Source organism: Xenorhabdus anantnagensis, assembly GCF_028598555.1.
GTDB classification, from domain to species: Bacteria; Pseudomonadota; Gammaproteobacteria; order Enterobacterales; family Enterobacteriaceae; genus Xenorhabdus; species Xenorhabdus anantnagensis.
The window spans coordinates 143,064-168,435 of sequence record NZ_JAQRFN010000006.1 but is presented as its reverse complement, the minus strand read 5'-3'; the positions used below and the strand labels follow the sequence as shown (position 1 = coordinate 168,435).

At 43.2% G+C, this 25,372-nt stretch carries 22 protein-coding genes; 17 read left to right on the top strand and 5 right to left on the bottom strand.

The window, feature by feature from the left end; all coding sequences use genetic code 11:
* Positions 1-28: 28 nt before the first annotated feature.
* The 10 genes from hutC to PSI14_RS06900 all read left to right on the top strand — a co-directional run bounded on the left by hutC (position 29) and on the right by PSI14_RS06900 (position 11,389).
* Positions 29-748 (top strand): histidine utilization transcriptional repressor HutC, encoded by a 720-nt coding sequence (gene hutC / locus PSI14_RS06945; RefSeq protein ID WP_273575196.1) that lies wholly within the window; start codon positions 29-31, stop codon positions 746-748.
* 291 nt (positions 749-1,039) lie between these two features.
* Positions 1,040-2,734: a urocanate hydratase gene (gene hutU / locus PSI14_RS06940; protein WP_273575195.1), complete on the top strand. Its 1,695-nt coding sequence runs from the start codon at positions 1,040-1,042 to the stop codon at positions 2,732-2,734.
* A gap of 14 nt (positions 2,735-2,748) precedes the next feature.
* Positions 2,749-4,308 carry a histidine ammonia-lyase gene (gene hutH / locus PSI14_RS06935; protein ID WP_273575194.1) on the top strand — a complete coding sequence of 520 codons (1,560 nt, stop codon included), beginning with the start codon at positions 2,749-2,751 and terminating at the stop codon, positions 4,306-4,308.
* Positions 4,309-4,400: 92 nt separating this feature from the next.
* On the top strand, positions 4,401-5,759 hold the full coding sequence (locus PSI14_RS06930; RefSeq protein ID WP_273575193.1) for an L-histidine transporter HutT: 1,359 nt from the start codon (positions 4,401-4,403) through the stop codon (positions 5,757-5,759).
* A 225-nt stretch (positions 5,760-5,984) separates the two neighbouring features.
* Positions 5,985-6,917: a 50S ribosomal protein L3 N(5)-glutamine methyltransferase gene (gene prmB, locus PSI14_RS06925; protein ID WP_273575192.1), complete on the top strand. Its 933-nt coding sequence runs from the start codon at positions 5,985-5,987 to the stop codon at positions 6,915-6,917.
* A gap of 214 nt (positions 6,918-7,131) precedes the next feature.
* Positions 7,132-8,217: a chorismate synthase gene (aroC, locus tag PSI14_RS06920; protein ID WP_273575191.1), complete on the top strand. Its 1,086-nt coding sequence runs from the start codon at positions 7,132-7,134 to the stop codon at positions 8,215-8,217.
* 88 nt (positions 8,218-8,305) lie between these two features.
* A complete protein-coding gene (locus tag PSI14_RS06915; RefSeq protein ID WP_273575189.1) occupies positions 8,306-9,106 on the top strand; it encodes a sulfite exporter TauE/SafE family protein in 801 nt (266 codons plus the stop codon).
* Between the two features lie 21 nt (positions 9,107-9,127).
* On the top strand, positions 9,128-9,679 hold the full coding sequence (locus PSI14_RS06910) for an elongation factor P hydroxylase (protein WP_273575188.1): 552 nt from the start codon (positions 9,128-9,130) through the stop codon (positions 9,677-9,679).
* Positions 9,680-9,701: 22 nt separating this feature from the next.
* Complete coding sequence (locus PSI14_RS06905; protein ID WP_273575187.1) at positions 9,702-9,977, top strand: YfcL family protein; 276 nt, start codon at positions 9,702-9,704, stop codon at positions 9,975-9,977.
* An 878-nt stretch (positions 9,978-10,855) separates the two neighbouring features.
* Positions 10,856-11,389: a GNAT family N-acetyltransferase gene (locus PSI14_RS06900; RefSeq protein WP_273575186.1), complete on the top strand. Its 534-nt coding sequence runs from the start codon at positions 10,856-10,858 to the stop codon at positions 11,387-11,389.
* Between the two features lie 109 nt (positions 11,390-11,498).
* Here the strand turns inward: PSI14_RS06900 and mnmC are convergent, their stop codons facing one another.
* A complete protein-coding gene (mnmC, locus tag PSI14_RS06895) occupies positions 11,499-13,547 on the bottom strand; it encodes a bifunctional tRNA (5-methylaminomethyl-2-thiouridine)(34)-methyltransferase MnmC2/FAD-dependent 5-carboxymethylaminomethyl-2-thiouridine(34) oxidoreductase MnmC1 (protein WP_273575185.1) in 2,049 nt (682 codons plus the stop codon).
* 204 nt (positions 13,548-13,751) lie between these two features.
* On the opposite strand from mnmC, the gene fabB reads away from it, so the two are divergent.
* Positions 13,752-14,966 (top strand): beta-ketoacyl-ACP synthase I, encoded by a 1,215-nt coding sequence (fabB, locus tag PSI14_RS06890; protein WP_273553691.1) that lies wholly within the window; start codon positions 13,752-13,754, stop codon positions 14,964-14,966.
* A 95-nt stretch (positions 14,967-15,061) separates the two neighbouring features.
* Here fabB and PSI14_RS06885 read toward each other — a convergent pair whose 3' ends face one another.
* The 3 genes from PSI14_RS06885 to PSI14_RS06875 are packed head-to-tail and all read right to left on the bottom strand — an operon-like array spanning position 15,062 to position 18,012.
* Positions 15,062-16,582 carry a tripartite tricarboxylate transporter permease gene (locus tag PSI14_RS06885; RefSeq protein WP_273575183.1) on the bottom strand — a complete coding sequence of 507 codons (1,521 nt, stop codon included), beginning with the start codon at positions 16,580-16,582 and terminating at the stop codon, positions 15,062-15,064.
* 10 nt (positions 16,583-16,592) lie between these two features.
* The gene (locus PSI14_RS06880; protein WP_273575182.1) at positions 16,593-17,024 is read right to left on the bottom strand and encodes a tripartite tricarboxylate transporter TctB family protein; all 432 of its coding nucleotides are present in this window, start codon (positions 17,022-17,024) and stop codon (positions 16,593-16,595) included.
* Between the two features lie 13 nt (positions 17,025-17,037).
* Complete coding sequence (locus tag PSI14_RS06875) at positions 17,038-18,012, bottom strand: Bug family tripartite tricarboxylate transporter substrate binding protein (RefSeq protein ID WP_273575181.1); 975 nt, start codon at positions 18,010-18,012, stop codon at positions 17,038-17,040.
* Between the two features lie 313 nt (positions 18,013-18,325).
* On the opposite strand from PSI14_RS06875, the gene tctD reads away from it, so the two are divergent.
* Both tctD and PSI14_RS06865 read left to right on the top strand, forming a co-directional pair.
* Positions 18,326-19,003, top strand: a complete 678-nt coding sequence (gene tctD / locus PSI14_RS06870) for a transcriptional regulator TctD (RefSeq protein ID WP_273575180.1) — start codon at positions 18,326-18,328, stop codon at positions 19,001-19,003.
* 60 nt (positions 19,004-19,063) lie between these two features.
* Positions 19,064-20,509 carry a sensor histidine kinase gene (locus PSI14_RS06865; protein WP_273575179.1) on the top strand — a complete coding sequence of 482 codons (1,446 nt, stop codon included), beginning with the start codon at positions 19,064-19,066 and terminating at the stop codon, positions 20,507-20,509.
* Here the strand turns inward: PSI14_RS06865 and PSI14_RS06860 are convergent.
* Positions 20,459-21,361 (bottom strand): DMT family transporter, encoded by a 903-nt coding sequence (locus PSI14_RS06860; protein WP_273575178.1) that lies wholly within the window; start codon positions 21,359-21,361, stop codon positions 20,459-20,461. The two genes, PSI14_RS06865 and PSI14_RS06860, sit on opposite strands and share 51 nt — an antisense overlap.
* Before the next feature lie 177 nt (positions 21,362-21,538).
* Between PSI14_RS06860 and pdxB the strand changes: the two genes are divergently transcribed.
* The 4 genes from pdxB to PSI14_RS06840 are packed head-to-tail and all read left to right on the top strand — an operon-like array spanning position 21,539 to position 25,330.
* Positions 21,539-22,666, top strand: coding sequence for a 4-phosphoerythronate dehydrogenase PdxB (gene pdxB, locus PSI14_RS06855; RefSeq protein WP_273575177.1), 1,128 nt, complete (start codon positions 21,539-21,541; stop codon positions 22,664-22,666).
* A gap of 50 nt (positions 22,667-22,716) precedes the next feature.
* Positions 22,717-23,727, top strand: coding sequence for an aspartate-semialdehyde dehydrogenase (locus PSI14_RS06850; protein ID WP_273575176.1), 1,011 nt, complete (start codon positions 22,717-22,719; stop codon positions 23,725-23,727).
* The gene (gene truA / locus PSI14_RS06845) at positions 23,727-24,575 is read left to right on the top strand and encodes a tRNA pseudouridine(38-40) synthase TruA (RefSeq protein WP_273575175.1); all 849 of its coding nucleotides are present in this window, start codon (positions 23,727-23,729) and stop codon (positions 24,573-24,575) included. The genes PSI14_RS06850 and truA overlap by 1 nt, the downstream gene beginning before the upstream one ends.
* 56 nt (positions 24,576-24,631) lie before the next feature.
* Positions 24,632-25,330, top strand: a complete 699-nt coding sequence (locus tag PSI14_RS06840) for a DedA family protein (RefSeq protein WP_273575174.1) — start codon at positions 24,632-24,634, stop codon at positions 25,328-25,330.
* Positions 25,331-25,372: the final 42 nt, after the last annotated feature.

The window sequence follows — 25,372 nt, the reverse complement described above, 5'->3', positions numbered from 1 at the left end:
GATGAGGAGCGTCAGTGGAGGAGAATAAGTGGAAGAGAGCAAAAATAAACCCGTGCCTTTGTATGCAAAAGTTAAACAAGCGATTATTGAAAAAATCTATACGGGGGAATGGAAACCGCATGATCGGGTTCCTTCGGAAGCTGAACTGGTCAAGCGATTTAACTGTAGTCGCATGACGGCTAACAGAGCATTGAGGGAGCTAACGGCAGAAGGTTTTCTATTTCGTTTGCAAGGAGTGGGATCGTTTGTTTCTGAGCCGAAAGGGCAATCTGCTTTATTTGAGATCCACAGTATTGCAGATGAAATTGCTTCCCGCTCTAACCGACATAGTTGCAAGGTGCTGAAACTCTCTGAAGTGAACGCCAATATGACTCAGGCTGTGGAATTCAATATTGCAGTAGGCACACTTCTTTATCATTCCATCATTGTCCATTATGAAAATGATGTACCGGTGCAAATTGAGGATCGCTATGTCAATGTTCAGGCAGCACCGGAGTATGTGAGGCAAGATTTTAGTCAGCAAACGGCCCATGATTACTTATCTCAGGTCGCACCACTGACAGAAGGAGAGCATGTTGTTGAAGCCGTTGCGGGAGATGCCCGTTCTTGTCGATTATTGCAAATTGAAGTCAATACACCTTGTTTGTTAATTAGCCGCCGCACTTGGTCGAAGGAATTTATTGTTTCCAGTGCTAAGTTATTGTTTCCAGGGCATCGATATAAATTGAAAGGACGTTTTAGTTCATAGTTTGTCTATCCAACCACAAAAAACCTCTTTTTCCTTTTTGGGCAGAAGAGGTTTTTTCATCAATCATTGTGACAGGAATGTAAAATCAATGTGACATTAAACACAAAACCAGCAAAAATATTTCCCTATTTATCACGGAATAAATCATTGTCATTTTATTGATTTTTATCATAAATAGTATTGCTCTCCGTATTATCAACTTTATCTTCGTCACATTTTTGCCTATTGAATATACATGTATATACAACTATACAATTAACAAAATCCATAAAGATGAAATAGGAAAAAACCGTGACGATGCAAAATAATAAATTCAGCAACGTAACCATTCGCTCTCCCAGAGGGACGCAACTCACAGCAAAAAGTTGGTTGACCGAAGCTCCACTTCGTATGCTCATGAATAATCTTGATCCCGATGTAGCAGAAAATCCCTGCGAATTGGTCGTTTATGGCGGAATTGGTCGTGCCGCCAGAAACTGGGCTTGCTATGAAAAAATCGTTGAAACTCTGAAAAATCTGGAAAATGACGAAACCCTGCTGGTGCAATCCGGTAAGCCCGTGGGCGTGTTTAAAACCCATGAGAACGCCCCACGTGTATTAATTGCAAACTCGAATTTGGTTCCACATTGGGCGACATGGGAACATTTTAATGAATTAGATGCCAAGGGACTGGCAATGTATGGTCAGATGACTGCCGGTAGTTGGATCTACATTGGAAGTCAGGGCATTGTTCAGGGTACTTACGAAACTTTTGTGGAAGCAGGTCGTCAACACTACAGCGGTAACTTAACCGGACGTTGGGTTTTGACTGCGGGTTTGGGAGGAATGGGTGGAGCCCAGCCACTGGCTGCAACATTGGCAGGTGTGTCTTCATTGACCATTGAGTGCCAGCAAAGCCGCATTGATTTTCGTTTGCGCACCAAATATGTGGATGAGCAGGCTGTTGATTTGGATGATGCTTTGGCGCGTATTGAACGTTATACCCAAGAAGGCAAAGCAGTATCTGTAGCATTGTGCGCTAATGCTGCTGAAATTTTGCCTGAATTGGTTCGCCGTGGTGTGCGTCCTGATATGGTAACAGACCAGACCAGCGCTCATGATCCATTACATGGCTATTTGCCTGCTGGTTGGACATGGGAAGAGTACTGCCGCCGTGCTGAAAGTGAACCAGACGTCGTGATTCAAGCGGCAAAAGCGTCGATGGCTGTACATGTCGAAGCCATGCTGGCTTTCCAAAAGCAGGGCATACCTACATTCGATTATGGTAATAACATCCGCCAAATGGCAAAAGAATCAGGTGTTGAACACGCCTTTGATTTCCCCGGATTTGTTCCTGCCTACATTCGTCCTCTGTTCTGCCGTGGTATCGGTCCTTTCCGCTGGTCGGCACTCTCCGGTGATCCTGAAGATATTTATAAAACTGATGCCAAAGTCAAAGAGTTATTGCCGGATGACACCCATTTACACCGTTGGTTGGATATGGCGAAAGAGCGCATCAGTTTCCAAGGGTTGCCTGCACGTATTTGCTGGGTAGGTTTGGGAGATCGTGCCAAATTAGGATTGGCATTCAATGAAATGGTTCGCAGCGGGGAACTTTCCGCACCTATCGTGATTGGCCGTGACCATTTGGATTCCGGCTCTGTTGCCAGCCCTAATCGTGAAACTGAATCCATGCAAGATGGTTCTGACGCTGTTTCTGATTGGCCGTTGTTGAATGCCTTGCTGAATACCGCCAGTGGAGCGACATGGGTTTCTCTGCATCATGGTGGTGGCGTTGGGATGGGGTTCTCTCAACATTCCGGCATGGTCATTGTTTGTGATGGAACTGATGAAGCCGCTGAACGCATTGCCCGTGTATTACACAACGATCCAGCAACGGGAGTTATGCGCCATGCTGATGCGGGTTATGAGGTAGCTATCCAGTGTGCGAAAGAGCAGGGACTAAACCTGCCAATGTTAGACCTGCCAGTGTCTGATACAAAATAAGGAGCGTTGTTGAAATGAGAAACATTACTATTCATCCGGGAAAAATGACACTTGAAGAATTACGCCATGTTTATCAGCATCCTGTTCACATTAGTTTGGACGAACAATGCTTTCCTGCCATTGAGAGCAGTGTCGCTTGTGTGAATCGCATCATCAGTGAAAACAGAACGGCTTATGGTATCAATACAGGTTTTGGCTTACTGGCGAATACCCGTATTGCTGAACAGGATTTGGAAGAATTGCAGCGCTCCATCGTGCTGTCACATGCTGCGGGAGTCGGTGAGCCTCTGCCGGATGAAATTGTCCGATTGATTATGGTACTGAAAATCAACAGCCTTGCCCGTGGCTACTCTGGCATTCGTCTGGAGGTGATTCAGGGGCTGGTTGCCTTGGTCAACGCTGAAATTTATCCTTGCATTCCAAGCAAAGGTTCAGTGGGGGCTTCCGGTGACTTGGCTCCATTGGCACATATGAGCCTGTTATTGTTGGGAGAAGGGAAAGCCCGCTATCGTGGTGAATGGCTGCCAGCAAAAGTCGCACTGGAAAAAGCAGGACTCAAGCCGATTTGTTTGGTTGCAAAAGAAGGGCTGGCGCTACTGAATGGTACACAAACTTCTACAGCTTTTGCTTTGAAAGGGCTTTTTGCCGCTGAAGATTTACTTGCATCAGCTATTATTTGTGGTGCCTTGTCTGTTGAAGCCGCGCTTGGCTCCCGTAAACCATTTGATGCGCGTATTCATGGTGCGCGAGGTCAGAAAGGCCAAATTGATGTGGCAGCCCTTTACCGTTTGGTATTGGAAGACCAGAGTGGAATTTCTGACTCGCACAAAAACTGCCCGAAAGTCCAAGATCCTTATTCATTGCGCTGCCAGCCACAAGTAATGGGGGCTTGTTTAACCCAAATCCGCCATGCTGCTGACGTAATTATGATTGAAGCCAATGCGGTTTCAGATAATCCGCTGGTATTTGCTGAAGAAGATGAAGTGATTTCTGGTGGTAACTTCCACGCTGAACCCGTTGCTATGGCATCGGATAATCTGGCGATCGCTTTGGCAGAAATTGGTTCATTGTCGGAACGCCGTATTGCCTTGCTAATGGACGGTAATATGTCCCAGTTGCCACCATTCTTGGTCAAAAACAGCGGTGTGAACTCCGGTTTTATGATTGCTCAAGTGACTGCGGCGGCTCTGGCAAGTGAAAACAAAGCGTTGGCGCATCCTTCCAGTGTCGATAGTCTGCCAACTTCTGCCAATCAGGAAGATCACGTTTCAATGGCACCCGCCGCAGGTCGTCGCCTGTGGGAAATGGCAGATAACGTGCGTGGAATTTTAGCAATTGAATGGTTGGCGGCATGTCAGGGCATGGATTTTCGTCATGGCTTGCAGAGCAGCCTGATTTTGGAGAAAGCCCGCCATATTCTCCGCAATAAAGTCGCGCATTATGATAAAGATCGCTTTTTCGCACCGGATATTGAGGAAGCAATCCAGTTGTTGGCTGAGCAGCAACTTTCTGCATTGTTGCCTGTTGGCAAGATCATAGAAAACATAGAAAACATAGAAATCATAGAAAACTAAGTACAAACACATCGTTTTAGGCCGGATAGCATTCGGCCTTATCGTAGTATTTATCTCTTCCAATCTAATAATAAAAGACACAAGGATAAATCATGCAAAACATCTCACAACTCAAGCGAGGGCTGAGCGTTCGCCACATTCGATTTATGGCTCTGGGATCGGCAATTGGCACAGGTCTTTTCTACGGTTCAGCGGAGGCCATTAAAGCGGCGGGGCCAGCGGTATTGTTGGCTTATGCAATAGGTGGCGCGGCAGTATTCATGGTCATGCGGGCATTGGGGGAAATGGCGGTACATCGTTCTGCACCGGGATCTTTCTCTTATTATGCCACCCACTATTTAGGGCCACTGGCGGGTTTTCTGACCGGATGGACTTACGTTTTTGAAATGTTAGTTGTTTGTCTTGCTGACGTCACCGCGTTCGGCATCTACATGAAGCTCTGGTTTCCCCATGTTGAACAGTGGATTTGGGTACTTAGCATTGTCTTTTTCATTGGGGCAATAAACCTGTGTAACGTCAAAGTCTTTGGTGAAATGGAATTTTGGCTTTCTATCATTAAGGTTGCTGCAATTATTGCCATGATTATCGGCGGTTTTGCCATAATGATATATGGATTTGGTCAAGAAACGGGTCATGTCACTGGCCTGTCTAACTTATGGGAACATGGTGGATTCATGCCTAACGGCATCGCGGGAGTGATAGCCTCGTTTACGGTCGTTATGTTTGCCTTTGGAGGTATTGAAGTTATTGGTATCACAGCCAGTGAAGCTAAAAATCCGGAAAAATCCATCCCACGGGCAATCAATGCCGTTCCGTTCCGTATCTTACTATTTTATGTTCTTACACTGTTTGTTTTGATGTGCATTTATCCGTGGAATCAAGTGGGACAAAGTGGCAGTCCATTTGTTCAGATATTCTCTAGTTTAGGAGTTGATTTAGCAGCCAATATTTTGAATATTGTCGTGATTACCGCTGCAATTTCTGCGATCAACAGTGATATTTTCGGCGCCGGGAGGATGATGTATGGTATGGCGCAGGAAAAACAGGCCCCGGCTACTTTTACGCAATTGACTAAAAGCGGAGTACCGTGGGTCACAGTGCTGGTAATGTCAGGGATCTTGTTGATAGGTGTTGTTTTAAATTATTTTCTGCCAGAAAAAGTCTTCGTCATCATTGCTTCTATCGCGACATTTGCCACCGTTTGGGTATGGTTGATGATTTTGCTGTCACAATATATTATGCGCCGTAAAATGCCGGCAGAAGAAGCCAAACAGCTTAAATTCCCAGTACCTTTTTGGCCTGTTGCACCGATTCTGACCATAGCTTTTATGGCATTTGTTATTGCTGTATTAGGCTATTTCCCCAATACCCGAATTGCATTGTATGTTGGGGTGGTATGGATAGCATTATTGACCATAAGCTATTATTTGTGGGTGAAAAAAGCCAAATAACCAGCAACTGATCTAAACATGCCGCTCTGCTTGTGTAGGGTGGCATTATACGATTTTCTCTCCCAATGCTTTCTTTTTCCTCTAATACGCTTTTTCCTCTAATGCCTTCTTTTCTCCCAAAGACAATCGATTCTTGAGATAATTCGCATGTTCAGAAAGCTGATTTGTGTCAGGGAACATGGCAAACTAGCGCGTTAATGCATTTTTATTATTTGGAGGTGGTTTTTGGATAAGATTTTTTTAGATGAGGCTGTTACAGAGTTACAGACCATTCAGGATATGCTGCGTTGGTCTACCAGTTGTTTTAATGCTGCCAATATCTATTATGGGCACGGAACGGATAATCCGTGGGATGAGGCTTTACAATTAGTTCTTCCCACGTTGCATTTGCCTCTGGATATTCCCGAAACAATGATGACATCGCGCTTAACATCAACAGAGCGCCATCGCATTGTTGAGTGTGTTTTACGTCGTATTAATGAGCGTATTCCAGTCGCTTACCTGACAAATCGTGCTTGGTTCTGTGGTCACGAATTTTATGTCGATGAACGGGTTCTGGTTCCTCGTTCACCGATTGGCGAATTGATTAACAATCAATTTGCAGGGCTGATTTCACATGAACCATCGACCATTTTGGATCTTTGCACTGGCAGCGGTTGTATTGCAATTGCATGTGCTCATGCATTTCCTGAAGCGGAAGTGGATGCAGTTGACATTTCAGCTGATGCGCTGGCGATCACTGAGCAGAATATCGAGAATCACGGTCTTTCCCATCGTGTCATTCCGATTCATTCGGATCTCTTCCGCGATATGCCACCAATAAAATATGATCTTATTGTCACTAATCCTCCATATGTGGATGAAGAAGACATGGACGATCTACCAGACGAATTCCGCTGTGAACCTGAATTGGGATTGGCTGCGGGAGTTGATGGATTGCAACTGGCTCGCCGTATTCTGGCGACAGCTCCTGATTTCCTCACGGAAGACGGGGTGCTTATTTGTGAAGTCGGTAACAGCATGGTACATCTGATTGAACAATATCCAGAAGTGCCATTTACATGGTTAGAGTTCGAACATGGTGGTGATGGTGTTTTCATGCTGACTCGCCAGCAACTGGTTGAGCATCACGAATATTTCCAACAATTCAAAGATTAATAATTTTTCATAGTACTCAATGATTAAAACAGACACTATATTAAATGATACCTAATCAAGTGAAAGCCATAGCGTAGCCAATAACATTGTGGTTTGAAATATGATGGGTTTAAAGGCAAATAAAATTGCTGAAATAAGATAGGTTTTAATCATTGGGTGAGTTATTGTTATTCGATCTCATTTTTAACGCATAAATAATGATGGCAGGGTAGGAATGGCAGGAAATAGTATTGGGCAGTTTTTTCGTGTCACCACATTTGGTGAATCTCACGGAATCGCACTGGGATGCATTGTTGATGGTGTTCCACCAGGCATTGCTATTACAGAAGCTGATTTGCAAATTGACTTGGACAGACGTCGCCCGGGCACTTCCCGTTATACGACACAGCGTCGTGAACCAGATCAAGTTCGTATTCTTTCAGGTGTTTTTGACGGAGTGACAACAGGGACCAGTATTGGCCTGATGATTGAAAACACCGATCAGCGTTCACAAGATTACAGTGCGATTAAAGATGTTTTCCGCCCAGGCCATGCTGACTATACCTACGAACAAAAATATGGACTGCGTGATTATCGTGGTGGCGGACGTTCATCAGCTCGTGAAACCGCGATGCGCGTCGCAGCAGGGGCAATTGCTAAAAAATACTTATTCGAAAAACACGGGATTCTTATTCGTGCCTGCCTGACCCAGATGGGTGATATTCATTGTGAACTGAAAGATTGGGATCTTGTTGAACAGAACCCTTTTTTCTGTCCCGACGCCAGTAAACTGACCCAACTTGATGAATTGCTTCGGGCATTGAAAAAAGAAGGCGATTCCATTGGCGCGAGAGTCAGTGTAGTTGCTGAAAACGTACCTGCGGGATTGGGCGAACCAGTGTTTGACCGTTTGGATGCAGATATAGCTCACGCCTTGATGAGTATTAACGCGGTGAAAGGCGTTGAAATCGGTGATGGTTTCGGTGTTGTAAATTTACGTGGAAGCGAAAACCGCGATGAAATTACGACTGAGGGATTTACCACTAATCATGCTGGTGGCATTTTAGGCGGGATTAGCAGTAGTCAGCCAATTGTTGCGCATATTGCCCTGAAACCGACATCCAGCATTATGGTGCCAGGTAAGACAATCAATCGCCAGGGAGAAGAGGTGGATATGGTAACTCGTGGCCGACACGATCCTTGTGTTGGTATCCGGGCTGTGCCTATTGCAGAAGCAATGATGGCGATTGTGCTTATGGACCACTCATTACGTCAGCGGGCACAATGTGCTGATGTGAGATCCCCGCTTCCACGTTGGTAGTTCAGGAAGAGGCTCCTGATATAAGCGCCCCGGCAGGTGCTGAAAGGCATCGTGATAATAAGCAAGCAGTTTTCTGGTGAAATGTATAATGGAATGGACATTGTTAGGGCCGGAAATTTATGGTTTCCTCTTTTTGGTTGCGCTAGTTGCGGGATTTATCGATTCTATTGCAGGGGGCGGTGGATTATTGACCATTCCCGCCTTGCTATCAGCAGGGGTTTCCCCTGTTCAGACACTGGCAACAAATAAATTACAGGCTGTGGGTAGCTCTTTATCTGCCAGCCTTTATTTTATCCGTCGCGGTATAGTGGATTTGCGTTCCCAGCGTTTTGCGATTGTCATGACAATAATGGGTGCCATGTTGGGAGCTTTGCTGGTTCAATTTGTGTCACCGGATTTTCTGCGTTATTTATTACCGGCTTTGGTGATAATTATCGGCCTTTATTTTCTATTGGTGCCGAATATTGGAGCAGAAGATCGGCAACGTCGTCTTGGTCCAATTGCATTTGGTTGTCTCGCCGGGTGTGGGGTTGGCTTTTACGATGGCGTGTTTGGGCCGGGAACGGGATCTTTTTTCGCGCTCTCTTATGTCATGTTTTGTGGCTACAATTTGGCAAAAGCAACAGCCCATGCCAAGGTACTGAACTTTGCATCTAACATCGGTGCCTTGGGGTTCTTTATTCTTGGTGGACAGGTCTTATGGCTGGTGGGTTCTGTGATGCTGATAGGGCAAATGATTGGTGCGAGGTTAGGCGCCGGTTTGGTGCTGAGCAGAGGGCAGAAACTTATTCGTCCGATGTTGGTGACTATTTCTTTTTTGATGAGCATCAAACTTCTTCATGACCATTATGGAGTTACTATCCGTTCTTGGTTGGCATTTTATTTTTGATTTAGGATCCTGCATTAATACATGACTGCACATCATTATCAACAACTGATTGAAATTTTTGATAATTGCTTTAGTAATGACTATAACACCCGTTTGATAAAAGGTGATGATGAGCCGATTTATCTACCTGCAAATGATGAAGTGAACTATAACCGAATAGTGTTTGCTCATGGCTTTTATGCCAGTGGATTGCATGAAATTTCTCATTGGTGCATTGCGGGAGAAGAGCGCCGCAAACTGGTTGATTTCGGTTACTGGTATTGCCCTGATGGGCGAGATGCTCAAACTCAGAGTGAATTCGAAAAAGTGGAGATCAAACCGCAGTCGCTGGAATGGTTATTCTGTGTAGCGGCGGGATTTTCCTTTAATATCAGTTGTGACAACCTTGAAGGCGATTTTGAGCCGGATCGCCTTGCTTTTCAGCGGAAAGTGCATGGGCAAATCATGCAATACCTTGAAAATGGGGTTCCCACACGAGCTGCACGCTTTATTCAAGGTCTGCAATCGTTTTACAATACGCCTCCACTAAAAGCAGAGCATTTTCCTTATCCGGAAAATCTCTTGGCTAATTGAAATTGATTTTGAGGAAAAAATAATGCTCGCAGAGTTTGAAACACGCATTCTGGCGCAAATTGATAATATGGTTGAACATGCCAGTGATGACGAATTATTTGCTGGTGGATACCTCCGCGGGCATCTGACATTAGCTGTTGCTGAATTAGAGCAAGAAGGGGCAAATACGGTTGAGCAGCTCCATCAGCGTGTTGAAGAAAGTGTTCACAAAGCAATTAAAGCGGGAGAATTGACTCCACCAGATCAGGCTTTAGTTTTGTCAACTTGGCAAAAATTGCTGGATAGTGCAAAAAATTAATTCATTGATACGCAATTATTTCTATTTAGGGCTATTTATATAGCCCTTTACTTTTTGGTTGAACAGAGTAATCAGTTACCTATGATTACAAAAAAATTCGTATTGACTCTCAATAATGAGAATAAATAGTGACATTTTCATATTTATTTATTTTTTTATCATAAATATAAAGTAAAGTGATATGGGTTTTAAATTTATCTTACAGTTAATAATTCAATTAATAGTATTCTTTTTATTAACATGGTTTTTATTGACGTTAATTTTATTTAAAAATAATTGTGTTGTTAATAGAACGTCTGATGATTAAAAAATGTAGGTATGATAAAGTTGGTGAAATAATATGGTAGGAGTGCATATTTTTTACATTCTGAGGTAACTTAAATATCTAAATAAGATGTTGCACAGGTAAAAACGGATATTGCCGTTATAAAGTCAAATTATGCGGTAAAGGCAGGTGCTTATGGGGTTAATCCATTGATTAATAAAGAAAATGGTTCCGTTCGCAGTGATGTGTCGTTACTGAGTAGTGAAATGGTATCTATGCGCAAGGACATTTCATCATTGAATAATGAAATGTCATCTGTACACGAGGATATATCTTCAATGAAGAAAGATATTGCTTCAATAAAGAAAGACATTTTATCTATACATCAGAGAGTATCATCTATACATGAAAGTATGTCTGATAAGATATTTTCCCAGACAAAATGGATGATAACAATAATGTTTGGTCTTTCTGGTATAATTATTGCTGCAATGAGGTTTATGTTATTGAATACGCACTAATGTAGAAAAATATAACCTCTGTAGGTGTGTTTTTAGGATATATTTTTTCTATTAATTAATTGAATAAAATTGCAAGGTGCTTAAGGTAATCTATGTTTTCTATTCGTTTAACACAAAAATCGGATGTAACCCAATTACCCGAAATAGAACATTCGGCTGCGAAATTATTTAGATTTATACCTGAATTGGCTTGGGTGGCCGATGGTCATATGCAAACGGAGCAGCAGCATTTAGAGTATATTGCGCAGAACAATAGCTGGGTTGCTCTTAATGAGATGTCTCAGCCTATTGGTTTTATCTTGGCTAAGCCGTTGGATGGTGGGCTACATATTATGGAGCTTTCTGTGCATGAAGATTGGCAGAGAAATGGCATCGGAAAGGCATTGATTAATAAGGTAATTGTGGTTGCAGAACAGTGCCATTTTAACGCTGTTACATTGACCACTTTTCGTTATGTTAACTGGAATGCTCCCTTTTATCACAGATTGGGATTTGAGATCTTAGATTCTCAGCAGATAACAGCGTCATTGCGCCAAATATTACAAAGTGAAATTGATTATGGATTTGCTGAAGAACAACGTTGTGCAATGAAACGGTTGCTTACTGTATCCACTATGCCTGAATAAGATAATGAGCCTGAGCATGGTTCCAGTTTTTGAGAATGAAGAGTTTGGAATTTACACCAGATATGACTTTTTCTATACCTGCATACCTGGTGTAAAAAGATCAACTTCTTTAAGGTTTTTCTGTTTTAACGGCTTTGCCGCGTAATAGTTTTCTAACCCAAAAGCGGTTTGGGTGTAATGCTGCTAATGTCTCATCATCAAGTGGCAGGGCTTCTCCAAAAATCTGGCTAGCCAATAATTCTGCACTTAAAGGAGCAGAACATAATCCACGCGAACCTAACGCACCAAGAACAAATAAGTTTGGGTAACAAGGAGACTCTTCGATGGCCTTATTAGCATTGACTTGCCGAGATAAATTTGCATATTTATCCATAAGTTCACTTAAAACAGGAACGTTCCCAACCATCGGCATATGATCCCGAATGACACACCGTATACCCTGGCGGGATTTTTCTTCTGAAATATCAACTTGCTGGGGCCAGTCAACATCAGGAAAACATTTTAATAAGCGTTCACGGTTTTCTTGTTGTTCGACAGAGGAGTATTGTGTATCCAATAGCTTGCGCTGATAACTGGCACCAATACAGTGATATTGATTATTAGGATTAACGGGTGTCATATAACCATCGTAACACAGCACACTTTTTAATTGGCGTAGGCTACCTGTAGTTGGGATATGGCTAACTTGCCCACGAACAGCAGTTACAGGAAGTTTTTTAGTCTGTTCAAATTGTGGCAGACAGTGACCATTAGCAATAATGGCAACATTGTGATTTTTGCATTGCAGGCTTTCTTTATGTTCAATTTGTAACTGCCAGCCGCTTTCACTTTGAATGAGCTGTGTTACTTTATGATTAAAATAAATCTGCATTCCACGCTGTTCAGCAAGTTTAATTATCGCTTGGGTGAGTTGTGCCGGGTATAACCATCCTCCTTGTGGGTAGTAAATACCTTCATAATTCACATCTAATCCACTTATGTGGCTTAATTGGTTGCGGTTCATACCAAGCGCGATTTCTTTTGGCCATGCTGTTCGTAGCATTTTGCTAATTTTGTTCGCACTTTTTTCATCATAAGCTAATTGACTGACGCCACACCATTGATGATCAAACAATACATTTTCGTCAATTAATTGATCATATTGACGACGGGCAAAAGTAAATGCTGATGTAAAGAAGCGTTCTAATGGATCGTCATTACCATTCAATAAGGGATAAATAGCACCTTGTTGATTACCTGATGCATTCTGAGCAGGCTGATCATCCTGACAATATAGCGTGACTTTGGCGCCACGGCGTAATAGAGCAAGTGCGGTCAGTGCGCTGGCAATGCCGCCACCGATGATTGCAATATCATCGACATGGAGGGCAGCTTTGCGAGAAAACCATGGTGCGTTGGATAAGGGAGTTGGGCCATTTAATGGAGATAAGGTACCGGTCAACATCTCCCTTTTACGCCCAAATCCTTTAAGTTTAGTGACATTAAAGCCTGCTTCTTGTAATCCTCGACGGACGATACCAGCAGATGTGAATGTTGCAAATGTACCTTCAGGGCGGCAAAATTTTGCCATTGCAGCGAACAACTGTTCACTCCACATTTGTGGATTTTTGGAGGGTGCAAAACCATCTAAAAACCAAGCATCAATTTTCCCTATCAGGTTTGAATTTACCTTTGGTAATAGATCATTTACATCCCCAAACCAAAGATCCAGAGTGACCGCACTATTATCCAGAATCAATCTATGACAACCTGCTAATGGTAAGGGCCATTGTTGACATAATTGTACAGAAAACTCATTAAGTTCAGGCCAGCGTTGATGTGCTGTTTTCAGGTCATCTGGTTTTAATGGATATTTTTCAAAACTGACATAATGAAGTCGTTTTAATACAGCTTCAGGATGTTGTTGTCTAAAATGAGAGAAAGTTCGCCAAAGTGTCAGAAAATTCAATCCAGTACCGAACCCTGTTTCTGCAATAACACACTCTGGACGGGAGTGTGTATTAAAGCGTTGAGGAAAATGGTTACCTTTCAAAAATACATATAAAGTTTCTTCTAAGCCATCTTGATTTGAAAAATAAACATCATCAAACTGCTCTGAAATGGGGGTGCCCTGCTCATTCCAGCTTAGGGTTGCGCTGTTGATAGTACGGTTTTTCACAATAATGCCTGTACTGTTGATAACAATAATATGGGGATTTTAATGGTCTTCATTTGTTTGCACCACCCATGGTAAAGCTTCAGAGTTGAATCTGGATCAATTTTTCCATGAGTTTTTAACCTGATCGGACTTGTTCGGCGTACAAGTGTACGCTAAAGTGCGAGTGAAGAAATCCCGCAGGTAAACATATTGATGAGGTAAGTAATGAAACGTGCAGTAATCACTGGTCTGGGTATTGTCTCCAGTATTGGTAATAACCAGAAAGAGGTGCTGGAATCTCTAAAAGAGGGCCGTTCCGGAATAACTTTCTCAGAAGAATTTAAAGAAATAGGAATGCGCAGCCATGTTTGGGGCAATGTAAAGCTGGATACTTCTGGTTTGATTGACCGCAAAACCCTACGTTTTATGAGTGATGCATCTGTTTATGCTTATCTGGCAATGGATGAGGCCATTAAAGATTCAGGCCTATCCGATGAACAAGTTTCTGACTTTCGTACTGGCTTAGTCGTTGGTTCAGGAGGCGGCTCTCCCTATAACCAAGTTGCTGGTTCAGATGGTATGCGTGCCCGTGGTTTGCGTGGGGTTGGGCCTTATATGGTCACACGTGCAATGGCTTCTGGCGTATCAGCTTGTTTAGCTACACCATTTAAAATCAAGGGAGTCAACTACTCCATCAGTTCTGCCTGCTCAACTTCTGCACACTGTATCGGTCATGCCGTTGAATTAATTCAACTCGGTAAGCAAGATGTTATTTTTGCTGGAGGCGGTGAAGAATTAAGCTGGGAAATGGCTTGTGAATTTGATGCAATGGGAGCACTTTCTACTAAATATAATGAAACACCAGAACAAGCTTCCCGCACTTATGATCAGAGCCGCGACGGTTTCGTGATTGCTGGCGGTGGCGGTATTGTTGTTGTTGAAGAATTAGAGCACGCATTGGCCCGTGGTGCACATATTTACGCTGAGATTATCGGTTATGGAGCAAATTCAGATGGCGCGGATATGGTCGCTCCTTCTGGAGAAGGCGCTGTGCGTTGTATGAAGATGGCATTAGACGGTGTTGAAGGTGGAGTCGATTACATTAATACCCACGGAACTTCAACGCCAATTGGTGATTTGAAAGAGCTGGAAGCCATCAGAGAGGTTTTTGGCGACAATACACCTGCTATTTCCGCTACTAAAGCGATGACAGGGCACTCATTGGGTGCAGCTGGTGCTCATGAAACGATTTACAGCTTATTGATGTTGGAGCATGGAATTATTGCACCAAGCATCAATATTGAAAACCTGGATGAAAAAGCACAGGGCATGAATATTATTACTGAACCAACCGAACGCGAGCTAAAAACAGTAATGTCCAATAGCTTCGGGTTCGGCGGTACAAATGCATCCCTGGTGATGCGCAAGTATTCAAACTAATTTTTACGTACTGAAAAAAAACTGAAAAATTCATTAACTGCAATGAATGATAGATAGCCAATCCATTGATTAGGTGGATTGGTTACTTTATTTAATTAGGGTGCTATGACTTTACTGCGTTGTTGGTTGCGGCGTTTATTAATGATGCGTAAAACGGGCGGGACAACAATCACCATTATCGCCAGAACCAGCAAAACTTGAGCAATCGTACTACTCCACAAGATCTCAAAATTTCCATTGCTGATTGATAATGCCCGTCGTAAGTTTTGTTCCAGCATTTCTCCTAAGACGAAGCCTAAAATTAATGGCGACATCGGGAAATTCATTTTTCGGAGTATGTAGCCGAAAACACCTAACCCGACCATTAACATAAGATCAAACGTGGTACTGTGGACGGCATATACTCCGACTGCGGAAATGATGGCTATTGAAGGAACCAGAAACCACGTTGGAATACTCAACATACGGGTAAATAGCCCAATCATCGGGATATTCATGATTAACAATAACACATTGGCAATCAATAAAGCTGCAACGAGTCCCCAAACGATATCAGGTTGTTCTGTGAACATAGTAGGGCCGGGAGTAATATTATAAAGCGTCAAAGCCCCTATCATCACAGCTGTTGTACCTGAGCCGGGTACACCGAGAGTCAGCATAGGAATGAATGAACCACAAGCTGACGCGTTATTAGCGGCTTCTGGTGCAGCTACACCACGGATATCACCTTTGCCAAATGAATCACTGTTACCACTGAGTCGTTTTTCTGTCATGTATGTGATTGCACTGGCGATTGTAGCTCCTGCACCGGGTAATATCCCCACGAAAAACCCAATGACTGAAGAACGTAAGGTTGGCCCCACGCAAGTTGCTGCTTCTTTTCTATTGAATAGTAAGCGCCCTGTTTTTTTAATTACTTTTTGACCTGCCGAAGTACTTTCCAGCATCAACAATATTTCACTGACTGAAAACAGCCCGATAACGACAACGATAAATTGAATACCATCGGAGAGGTGCACGTTATTGAAGGTGAAACGATAAACACCGGTATTGGAGTCTACACCGACAGTAGCCAAGCCCAGACCAATTAAGGCTGCGAACAGTGATTTTATGGGATTTTGGCTCATCATGCTGCCGAGGCAAGCAATAGCAAAAACCATCAATGCAAAATACTCAGCGGGTCCAAATGCCAAAGACCATTCTGCAAGAAGGGGAGCAAACAAAATAATTCCGGTGATGGCCAAAAGTGAACCACAAAATGAACTAACGGCTGAAATAGAGAGAGCTACACCTGCCCGCCCCTGTTTTGCCATTGGATAACCATCCAGGGTTGTCATGATCGCTGCCGCATCTCCCGGTACATTCAGTAAGATCGAAGATATACGGCCGCCATATTCGCAACCAATGTAAACGGTTGCCAGTAGAATTAAGGCAGATTCGGCAGGCAATTTTAATGCAAAAGCCAGTGGTAGTAAGATCGCTACCCCATTTATGGGGCCAAGTCCGGGCAATAGTCCAACAACAGTACCAATAAAACAACCAATCAGTGCAATGAGCAAGTTTTTGGGCACTAATGCGACTTCAAAACCTTGGCTCAGATATACCCAAGTATCCATCGTTATCTCCTTAACTGAGCCAACTGCCAATTGGCAGGGTGACATCTAACAGACGATCAAAAGCAAAAAAGAGTGAACTGCTGAGAAATACACCAGAAATAATCGCTGCAAGGAGTGTGGCGTTAAAAAGTAATGCTACACAGGTAGTCAATAATGTGGTTGCTAATGGGAACCCCAGCCACTCAAATGACCATGCATAAATGGCTAGCGAAGCAATCAACAAAACTAAGCGACGTAATACTTGTGGTGTCGGCCAATGGACGGTATCAGGTTTTTTCAATAGCAACAGTGAAGCACAGAGTACCATTAATGAAATAATAGCGATTGGAAATGGGCGGGGGCCCAGAGGTTCATAGCTATATTCGCTATGGATTCCCCATCCAATGACCAGCCCTATCCCACATAGCACTAGCCATACAGTAGCAAAGATACGATCGCTCATGACGCCACCCCTGTTATTTTGCTAAACCAAAGGATTTGGCTATCTCATGGTATTGAATAACTTGTTTTTTCACATAGTCATCCAACTCTTTGCCAGTCATGTTGAATTCAAATAATCCGCGTAGTTCACGTTGTTTTTTGAATTCATCAGATTGTTGGAGTTTTTTAAAGGTATCCACCCACCATTGATATTGTTCATCAGAAACTTTTGGCCCCATATAAAAACCACGAATGACTGGCCAGACGAGGTTATAGCCCTGTTCTTTTGCTGTTGGAATATTCGCCAGATCACCGTCTAGGCGTTTATCTGCATAAACCGCGAGTATGCGGATTTTATCGCCATTGATATAAGGCAACGTTTCACTCAGATCACCGGATACGACTTGAATATGATTACCCAATAGAGCAGTGATAGGTTCTCCACCACCTTCGAACGCGACATAGCGCATTTTGCGGGGATCAATACCAACCTCTTTTGCCAGTAATGCTGTTTTCATCCAGTCTTGACTGCCGATGGAAGCACCTGCACCAAACACAATGCTATCGGGAGCTTTTTTAAAAGCATCCATCAAATCTGTCAGGGTTTTGTAAGGAGAATCATGGCGCACAGCAATCATGCCGTAGTCCGTACCGGCACTAGCCAGCCAGCGCACATCATTTACGTTGTAGCGACCAAATTTTCCTTGTGCAAGATTCAATAAAGAACCTCCGGAAAAGGCGACGATAGTACCGCGGTCAGCAGGTCGTTGGGCAATGATGGCATTGTAAGCAACTGCACCGACACCTCCGGGCATAAATGTCACCCGCATGGGAGAATCTATGGTTTTGGTTTCCAATAGTGAAATCTGGACGAGTTTACAGGTTAAATCGAAACCACCACCAGGTTTGGCAGGAGCAATACATTCAGTTCTATTAGGGGCAGAAGTTGCAAAAGCGCAGGTACAAATAAGCAAGCTTGCAGCAGTTAATAATGTTTTGAAAGTTTTCAAGTTGATTCCTCACATAGCGCCAGTAAAGGATATGAATGACAAATTTCCGGCGCATGTCTATTTATAGAAGTGAAACCTTTATAGAAGCGAAACCTTTCAATTACCTTTCATTAACAATAAAAATTATCTGGATGTGACTTTAATCGCTTAATTTGCGCAGAGCTTCACATGATTGTGTTAATAAATTGTTTGCAAATGTGTTTTTTGTTAACCCGTAAACAATTGCTGAATCTTAACATTGCAATTGTGCAATATCTCCGCTTTATTCCTTTGGTTTATTTCAACAACATTAATTCAACAATAGGTATTATTCATGCGTCTCTTATTGGTTGAAGATCATCCAGAGTTATCACATTGGTTACAGAAGGCATTGAATAATTCTGGGTTTGTGGTTGATCTGGCTGAAGATGGTATTGTGGCAGATCAGCTTTTGCAGACTGAAAATTATACTTTATTGATTCTGGACGTTGCTTTACCCAGATTGGATGGGTTGTCTCTGTTATCCCGCTTGCGTAAACGTGATCAAAATTTACCTGTATTATTATTGACCGCCAAAACAGACGTTGCGGATCGTGTGAAGGGGCTGAATTCTGGTGCTGATGATTACCTGACCAAGCCTTTTGATTTTCAGGAGTTGGAAGCTCGTATTCGCGCATTATTGCGTCGCGGTACAGCTATGCCGCAGGAAACACAGACATTCGGATCATTGACTTATGAAGGTGAAGGGTATTTCGTATTGAATAATGTACCGTTGGTTCTGACACCCAGAGAATTATCTGTTTTAACAGCATTATTTCATCGTCGAGGGCGTCAGGTCTCTAAGCAACAACTGTTTGAGCAGGTATTTTCTCTATCGGATGAAGCGAATCCACAAAGCATAGAACTGTATGTTCATCGATTGCGGAAAAAATTACTTAATAGTGATATCGGGATCAAAACATTGCGTGGGTTGGGGTATCGACTGGAGCGGTTGACGCAATTAACTATTTGAAAGTAAAAACTATTTGAAAGTAAAAACTATTTGAAAAAACGAACTATTTGAAAATACGAAATGTTTGAAAATACGAAATACCTGAAAATACCGAGATCATTATTCCACCAATTGTTGCTGTTTTTTGGTGTACCACTACTGTTATTGGGCTGTGCTTCTGTTTATAGCCAGTATATCAGTGTGAGCAATGCCGCAATGTTGGCTTATGATAGAACGCTGCTTGCATCAGCAAGAACAGTCGCTGAACGTCTGGCTGTCCGGAATCAGAACTTGATCGTTGATGTACCTTATGTTGTTTTGGATAATTTCGAGCGAAATACGAATGAGCGTTTGTACTACCAAGTTATCTCACCGGAAGGAGAGACGATTTCTGGTTATGATGACCTTCCCCGAATACCGCAGAATATCCAGCGCTCACCTTTGTATACGGCATTGGCTTATTTTTATGATGCAGAGTATCAGGGACAGCCGATACGTGTAGTTGGGCTGTATCAGCCTGTCAATGAGGATGGCATTATGGGGATGGCATTGATATTGGTGGCTGAAACGGTAATTTCCCGCCAATATATGGCTCGTCAATTACTGCTCTCTTCGTTGGTTAATCAGGGGGCTGTCGTATTACTGACATTGCTCCTTGCTTATATTTTGCTCAATCTGTTGCTTAAACCGCTGCGAAAACTTTCAGGCATTATGGCCTGCCGTTCTGCTAATGATTTAACACCATTGCCAAATATTTTACCGTGGTCTGAACTTTTCCCATTACTTCAATCAATTAACCGATATATCGAAAGGTTGAAATTAATGGTTGGGCGCCAAGAGCGGTTCAGCGCAGACGCTTCCCATCAATTGAGAACACCTTTAGCTGTATTGAAAACGCAGGTTGCTGTAGCACGTGGTGATTTTAATCGAGAGCAGAGGGATAACATACTGATGGCGATTGATAAGAGCTTGGATAATATGATCTTATTGACTGATCGCTTGTTGCAACTTTCACAGCTTAAAGTGCATGAAAAAGAAGCAATACAAAACTATCAGCCAGTCAATATCGTGGAGTTATTGCAACAAGCCTGTTTTTCCCGTTTACAACAAGCAGAAAGTAAACATATTGATTTAGGCTATGAAGGTGAAGATGCCTTGTGGATCAAAGGCGATCCTCTGTTGTTGACTGAAATGTGCGCCAATTTACTGGACAATGCCATCAAATATACCCCTCAAATGGGGATAGTGACGGGAAGGGTTAACATCATGTCAGATAAAAATTACGGTTGCCTTGAGGTCGATGATTCAGGGCCGGGTATCGCTCAAGAAGATATCCATCAATCGTTCATGGCGTTCAACCGTTTGGATAATGCGGCAGGGCTGGAGGGGGCAGGGTTAGGGCTGACCATTGTTAAAGAAATCAGCCTCTATCATGATGCCACCCTCCAGCTTTTACCCAGTGAAGTGTTGGGTGGGTTACTGGTGAGAATTGTATTCAGGCTTCCTGCGAGTAAGCGGGATACGTAATTGTTGTGCGAGTATCACACCCGCCAGAACAATGCTGCCTCCGATCAAGTGATAACTGTGCATTTCTTCATGGAGAACCAAGATAGCAATGATGGCAGTAAATACGGGAGCTAGATTCATAAAAATAGAAGTCATGCTTGCGCCAATGCGAACGACGCCCTGTATCCATAAGTAGGGGGCAATAATTGAAGCGGGAACGCCGGCAAATAGAACGAAGGAAATATTATCAGTCGTTAACTGAATATTGTCGGTCATCATGAAATTGGGCAGAAGCAATAAAACGCCAAACCCAATTTGTACATAAAGTGATTGCCAGTTAGGTAATGGAATTGCCCAGCGTTTTGTTAAAACCCCATACAAGGCGTAAGAAGCTGCTGCGATAAACATCATCACTTCTCCGATGCCCATACCATGTTGCAATAGGGAAGAGGGATCGCCTTTGCTGACCAGCCACACAAGGCCGAATAGAGACAGAGCCGTACCGAGAGTGATCCCAACAGTAGGGGCAACCCGCAAGGCAAAGATGCTGATAATAACGGTTAATAATGGTATCAATGAAGTGAAAATGCCTATGATTGTTGCACTGACAGTATGGGCTGCGTAATACGCCAGACTTTGATTAAGCACCATGCCCAGAGATCCCATAATCAATAATTTCCACCAATATTGAGCAACAATTTTCCGCTGTTTCAGAACCGGCAATAAGATAAAAGGCGTCAAAACCAGAAAGGCAATGAACCATCGATAGAATGCAATTGCAGCGGGTTCAATAAGGGTGGCTGCCGCTTTACTGACAACGGCATTGATTGACCAGATCAGTACAGCGACGAGGGGAAACAATAAATTCTTCATTGAGTTAGGTTATTTATGTAAGTGTATCGTTCATTTATTTTAGCAGTAACCAATTTATTATATACATTGATAATTAGCCAACAAAGAGGCAACTTGAAAGATGAAGGTATATAGGTTTTATGCGGATAAAGTGGCAGAATAGCGAATTGCGCCCATTTAAGCCGTTGGATGAGAAAAGTGAAAATTCTGGTTGATGAAAATATGCCTTATGCTGAACAACTTTTTCAGCAATTGGGCGAAGTGCAGGCAATTCCCGGACGTCCTGTACCCGAGGGAGTTCTGGACGATGCCGATGCCTTTATGGTTCGATCTGTCACTAAAGTCAATGAATCCTTGTTGCAAGGCAGTTCGGTGAAATTTGTGGGAACTGCCACTGCGGGAATGGATCATGTTGATCAGCAGTGGTTGTCTCAGGCAGGGATTGGTTTTTCCGCCGCCTCTGGGTGTAACGCAATTGCCGTGGTTGAGTATGTATTTTCGGCGCTGATGCTATTGGCTGAGCAAGATCAGTTTCAACTCAAAGATAAAATTGTCGGGATTGTTGGTGTTGGCAATGTCGGCGGGCGCTTGGCTGACCGACTGGCAGCTTTGGGCGTGAAGACTTTATTATGCGATCCTCCCCGCGCAGATCGTGGTGATGACGGGGAGTTCTGGCCTTTGGAAAAATTGGTGAAAGAAGCGGATATTCTGACTTTTCATACACCTCTTAATCAATCTGGTCTATATCAGACCTATCATTTGGCCGATGCAGAATTACTTTCTGCATTACCGGACAACCGAATTTTAATTAATGCCAGCCGCGGTGAAGTGATTGATAATCAAGCATTACTTTCCGTATTGCAAAATGGGAAAAAATTACGTGTAGTGCTTGATGTTTGGGAACCAGAGCCTAACCTTTCTCTACCCCTGTTGGCTTTAGTTGATATTGGTACTTCTCATATTGCTGGTTATACCCTGGAAGGTAAAGCTCGTGGTACAACTCAGGTTTTTGAGGCTTATTGTGAGTTCTTGGGACAACCTCGCAAGACAGAGTTGGCTGATCTGTTGCCAACACCGGATTTTAGTCAGGTAACAGTGCAGGGAGAAGTGACACAAAGCGTCCTCAAGCGTTTGATGCATTTAGTGTATGATGTGCGCCGTGATGATGCACCCTTACGTCAGGTTGCAGATCAGAAGGGCGCGTTTGATCAGTTACGCAAGCACTATCCAGAACGTCGGGAATGGTCTTCCCTGACCGTGCATTGTGATTCAGAAGAGAGCGCTCAATTACTGTCCAGAATTGGATTTAATGCGAAAGTAATTTAATACAGGCGGTTCTGCCTGTCAGCAAAATAAGAGATGTGGAGAAAACCAACATGTCAGAAGGTTGGAATATTGCGCTTTTGGGTGCAACAGGCGCAGTAGGTGAAGCGATATTGGCGTTATTACAAGAACGTCAATTTCCGGTTGGTGAACTGCATCTTCTTGCCAGTGAACAAAGTATTGGAAAGATTCAGCGTTTTAATGGAAAAAACATTACTGTTCGTGATGTGGCAGAATTTGACTGGTCACAAGTACAGCTTGCTTTTTTTGCCGCGACAATGGAAATAACAGCACAGCATATTGAAAAAGCAACAGAATCTGGTTGCCTGGTGATCGATAGCAGTGGCTTGTTTGCGGCAGAGCCAGATGTGCCTTTGGTTGTTCCTGGCGTTAACCCATATGTATTGGCTGAATATCGTAACCGTAACATCATTGCTGTGGCAGATAGTTCAACAAGTCAGGTTCTGACCGCCATCAAGCCATTGATCGATGCGGCTGGAATTGCCCGTTTACATTTGACCAATATATTGTCAGTTTCCGTCCATGGCAAAACAGCCATTGATGAACTGGCAGGGCAGAGTGCTCGTTTATTAAATGGCATTCCACCGGATGAAGGATTTTTCAACAAGCAATTGGCTTTCAACTTACTGCCTTTATTGCCCGATGCGGAAGGTACGGTGCGTGAAGAACGTCGTATTGTCGATCAAGTTCGCAGAATATTGCAGGATGAAGGGCTGCCGGTTTCCGTAAGCTGTGTCCAGTCTTCCGTTTTCTATGGTATTGGACAGATGGTGAGTGTAGAAACATTGCGTCCGGTTGGCATAGAAGAAGCTCGCAGTGAATTTGAACGTATTGAAGAAATTCGGGTCTCAGAAGAGGGTGATTATCCGACTCAGGTCACCGATGCTTCAGGCAGTGATGTTTTAAGCATAGGTTGTCTGCGCAATGATTACGGTATGCCAGAAATGGTGCAATTTTGGTCGGTTGCCGACAATATCCGTTTTGGTGGCGCATTAATGGCGATTGAAATCGCAGAAAAACTGATGCAGGAGCAATTTTACTGATGTCTGATACAGAGCTGAGCCAGTCTGTGCCAGAGGCAAAGAAAGTGAAAATTGCACTGGGGATTGAATATGATGGCAGTCGATATTATGGTTGGCAGCGTCAGCAAGAAGTGAAAAGCGTACAGGGATGTTTGGAAAAAGCCCTGTCGAAAGTAGCTAATGAGCCAATTTCAGTTTTCTGTGCAGGCAGAACAGATGCAGGGGTACACGCGACTGGGCAGGTCGTCCATTTTGAAACCTCGGCGCAACGCAAAGATGCTGCATGGACAATGGGGGTGAATACGCATTTACCACCAGCTATTGCAGTACGTTGGGTCAAAACGGTGGATGATGAATTTCATGCTCGTTTCAGCGCAACAGCTCGCCGTTATCGTTATGTGATTTTCAATCATCGCTATCGTCCAGCGGTATTGGCGCAGGGTGTCACGCATTTTCATTATCCATTGGATGAGAAAAAAATGCATGAAGCGGCGCAAAGCTTGTTGGGAGAAAATGATTTTACTTCTTTCAGAGCGGTGCAGTGCCAGTCCAATTCACCATGGCGCAATATGATGCATATTAATGTTAGTCGGCACGGGCATTATATTGTCGTGGACATTAAGGCGAATGCCTTCGTTCATCACATGGTACGTAATATTGTTGGCAGTTTGCTGGAGATTGGCTGCGGCAATCAAGACATTGGCTGGATGGCTGAATTATTAGCACTGAAAGACAGGACAAAAGCGGCAGCAACAGCTAAATCCGAGGGCTTATATTTAGTTGCGGTGGATTATCCTGCGTGTTTTGGTTTACCTGAACCCATCATGGGGCCACTATTTCTGGGAAATGATTTAGCTTCTGGGAAATGATTTAATCTGACATTTTCGAATAATGACAGGGATGTTTGGTCATAACGAGGAATATTATGGAGTTTTTGACTCATTTTGTTGACTTTGCGAAATTCATTGTTGATTTTATTTTACACATTGATGCTCATTTAAAGGAATTGGTTAGGGACTATGGTAGTTGGGTATATGGCATTTTATTCCTGATCGTATTTTGCGAGACGGGCTTAGTGGTTACGCCATTTTTACCGGGAGATTCCTTGCTATTTGTGGCTGGCGCACTATCTGCATTAGATTCCAATGATCTTAATGTACACATCATGGCAGCCTTGATGATTACAGCCGCGATTATTGGTGATGCTGTAAACTATACTATCGGTAGAATTTTTGGTGAAAAACTGTTTACTAATCCAAATTCAAAAATTTTTCGCCATAGTTATTTAGATAAGACTCATGGGTTTTATGAAAAACATGGCGGGAAAGCAATAATTTTGGCTCGGTTTGTGCCAATTATTAGAACGTTTGCACCGTTCGTTGCAGGGATGGGGAAAATGTCTTACCGCCACTTTGCTGCTTATAATGTAATCGGTGCATTTATCTGGGTGCTATTATTCACTTATGCGGGTTATTTATTCGGTGATATGCCAATTATACAGGATAATCTGAAACTATTGATTGTTGCGATAATCTTTATTTCTATTCTGCCTGGCGTTATAGAAGTTTGGCGTCATCGCCGTGCCGCATCAAAAAAAGCGGCAGGTAGTGCAGTAGATAGATAAACAGCAGTAGATAAACAGTAGATAGCTAAGTAGATAACCGTA